Origin of the sequence: Pallidibacillus pasinlerensis (assembly GCF_009996845.1) — a bacterium.
GTDB classification, from domain to species: Bacteria; Bacillota; Bacilli; order Bacillales; family Caldibacillaceae; genus Pallidibacillus; species Pallidibacillus pasinlerensis.
In genome coordinates this window covers 1-3282 of record NZ_JAACYS010000119.1, presented here as the reverse complement: position 1 = coordinate 3282, position 3282 = coordinate 1, and the positions used below count along the sequence as shown (strand labels likewise).

The 3282-nt window shown below is 34.1% G+C and carries 3 protein-coding genes; 2 read left to right on the top strand and 1 reads right to left on the bottom strand.

The window, feature by feature from the left end:
• Together GW534_RS15660 and GW534_RS15655 are read left to right on the top strand one after the other, a co-directional pair.
• Nucleotides 1–531: ion channel (locus GW534_RS15660; protein ID WP_246204215.1), on the top strand; the 531-nt coding region annotated here is incomplete at its 5' end.
• 182 nt (nt 532–713) lie between these two features.
• Entirely contained in the window at nt 714–1784 is a 1071-nt protein-coding gene (locus GW534_RS15655) for an FUSC family protein (protein WP_161921896.1), read from the top strand.
• Between the two features lie 103 nt (nt 1785–1887).
• On the opposite strand, the gene GW534_RS15650 is transcribed toward GW534_RS15655, so the two are convergent.
• The coding region (locus tag GW534_RS15650; protein WP_161921895.1) for an ABC transporter ATP-binding protein at nt 1888–3282 on the bottom strand (1395 nt) is incomplete at its 5' end.

Here is a 3282-nt window from a genome sequence, read left to right as displayed (position 1 = left end):
CTTGTCACAACTGTAATCATGATTCGGACAAGTCCTTCGTATATTTATAAAAACACAAGTTTTCACTCATATGACAACTGTAAAAGTTTATATAAAAACAATAATTCGGGGTGGATTATGATCGTCTTACTTTTATTACTAATCATTTTCTTCATTATTGGAATGAGTCTGAAAACGCTATTTATGCCAAACGTCATTCAAGAAAAGTTTCTTTCATGGGAAAGTTTTATTTACTTACTTTTTATATATACAACAATCTTCCTAGGGTTCGGCTTAATTTACTTTTTACTTATCCAAAACGGAATCCCTATTTTAAAAGAGGATGGTTCCTATATTGAAGATAGCTTTTTTTCATTATTACAAACATGCTTTTATTTTAGCGGCATAACTTTATTTTCTGTTGGATACGGTGATATTTCTCCTGTAGGAATCGGACAAATTTTAGCCGTTATCGAAGCAATGCTTGGTTATACAATTCAAGCTTCCTTCGTTGTCCGGACGGTCATTGATTTTCGAAGAGAAAGAGGATAATTTATCAATATAGTTCTATAGTTAAAACCTTGAAAGCTAATCATTTTATTACCACATTTTTTTCATAAAATCTTAAAATGATAATATAGGAATGTATATTGTAATTTCATATAAAATCATCTAAAATTGCCAAAGGGTATAATATAACTAATCATTATTATAAACGAAAGGAACATTAACACATGAAATTAGGTGCCCGCATTTTTAAAACGGGTTTAGCCGTTGTTTTGGCATTAATGCTTGGTGATTTACTAAATCTACCTTCACCAGTATTTGCAGCGATTGCAGCTGTGTTCGCCATACAACCATCGATTTACCGATCCTATTTAACAATTTTAGAACAAGTTCAAGGAAACGTCGTCGGTGCGATTGTCGCGATCGTTTTTGGGCTTTTGTTTGGCAATCATTTTATAATCGTTGGATTAGCAGCCATAATTGTCATCATGATTAATTTACGGCTAAAAATAGATACAATTTCATTATCGATTGTAACGCTAATCGTTGTTATGGAGTCACCTCCAGATGAGTTTATCATGTACTCACTTTTACGTTTTGGGACAATCCTACTTGGAATTTTGTCCGCATTTTTAATCAACTTAATTTTTATACCACCGAAGTACGAAACAAAACTATATCAATCCATTTCTGATCTTTCGAATGATGTTTTAAAATGGATGCGTTTAGCCGTTCATCAAGCTGCCGACTTGAAACTATTAAAAAAGGAAATTGAATCACTAAACGAACGTTTTGTTAAATTAGAGGATATCTATCTATTTTATAAAGAAGAAAAAACATTTTTGAAAAAAGAAAGCCAAACAAAAATGCGTAAACTCGTTATTTATCGTCAAATGATTACAACGGGTAAAAGTGCACTCGAATTATTGAAAAAACAACATCACTATGAATATGAGATAATCAACACCGACGAAAACACTGCTCAAAATTTAAAGGAAATCATTCAACACTTAAACAACAATCATGAACATCTACTACTTCGTTATATCGGAAAAGCCATTCAAATTCATGATGAAGAAATGCAAGAATACGAAGAAATCCGCGAAAGATTACTTGATGTGTTTAAAAATTATCAAAGAAACTCAGTGGACGATGAGATTATCCCACATGTGTTACAATTTGTAGCTGGGATTTTAGAATATAATGAGCAATTAGAAAGACTAGAAGTATTATTAAACAACGTTGAACAATTTCATAAAGATGAGAAGCATGCAGATTTTGCAGAGGAGTTATCATAATCGCGATTGAGCTAAAATAAAAAACAGGAACATCCCCATTATTAGTGAGACGTTCCTGTTTTATTTTTTGTAAAATTAACTTTTGTTGAGGATTAATCATGAATCAATCCAACTGCTGTACTGTAAATAAATCATGATAATGGCCTTTTTGCGCCATTAGTTCATCATGCGTACCCATCTCAACAATTTCCCCATGTTCAACAAGCACAATTTTATCCGCATGAGTTATCGTTGATAATCGATGGGCTACGATTAAAGTCGTACGATCTCGAGCCAATTTATCGAGCGCTTCTTGAATTAACTGTTCACTTTCTAAATCAAGGGCTGAAGTTGCTTCATCTAATATAAGAATCGGCGGATTTTTTAAAAACACTCTCGCGATAGCAATTCGTTGTTTTTGACCACCTGATAACTTCACGCCCCGCTCCCCAACTTTCGTGTTAAAGCCTTGAGGTAATTTCATAATAAAATCATAGGCATTCGCCGCTTTAGCCGCCCGCACTACTTCTTCATCCGTCGCATCCGGTTTACCAAGTAAAATATTTTCTTTTACCGTATCACTAAATAAAATATTATCTTGAAGCACCATGCCAATTTGATCTCTTAAATCTTTTTGCTTTAAATCCCGAATATCAATACCGTCTAAAAGAATTCTTCCCCCAGTCACATCATAAAACCTCGGAATTAAACTTACCATTGTTGACTTTCCGCCACCACTCATACCAACAAAGGCAACAGTCTGACCTTCTTTAATTTCTAAGTCGATATTTTTCAACACATTTCGACCATCTTCTTCATAAGAAAAAGTAACATTGTCGAAAGTAATCTCGCCCTTTGCTTTTTCTACAGACAAAGCATTCGGCTTATCTTGAATATCATATTCTTCATCGAACAAATCAAAGACCCGATCCATGGAGGCGATTGACTGTGTTAATGTAGTTGAAGAGTTTACAAGTCTTCTTAGTGGATTGTATAAACGTTCAATATATCCTGTAAAAGCGACCATCGTTCCGATTGATAAATTTCCTTGAATAACTTCAAAACTTGCATACCCAATCACAAGTAATGGAGAAATATCCGTTATTGTGTTAACAACAGCAAAGGCTTTCGCATTCCAACTCGTATGTTTCAATGCCTTATTTAAAAAATTACTATTTGTTTCATGGAATAACTCTTTTTCATGGTCTTCAATGGCAAAACTTTTAATTACAGCAATTCCTTGCACCCGCTCATGTAAATACCCTTGAACTTCAGCAAGGGCCTGCGACCGTTGACGTGTTAGTTTACGGAGATTACCGAAGAAATATTTAATCGAAATCGCGTAAAACGGAAACATGAGTAAAGAAACGATCGTTAATTTCCAATCAAGTGAAAACATAATAGAAGCCGTAATGACAATCGTTGCAAAGTCAATCCAAACGTTCATCAACCCGGTGACAACGAATTCTTTCGTTTGTTCAACATCATTAATTACTCGCGAGATAACTTCCCCTGTTTT

Excerpts from the sequence above, each read along its gene's own strand:
- GW534_RS15655 (WP_161921896.1), top strand. The coding sequence starts at position 714 with ATGAAATTAGGTGCCCGCATTTTTAAAACGGGTTTAGCCGTTGTTTTG.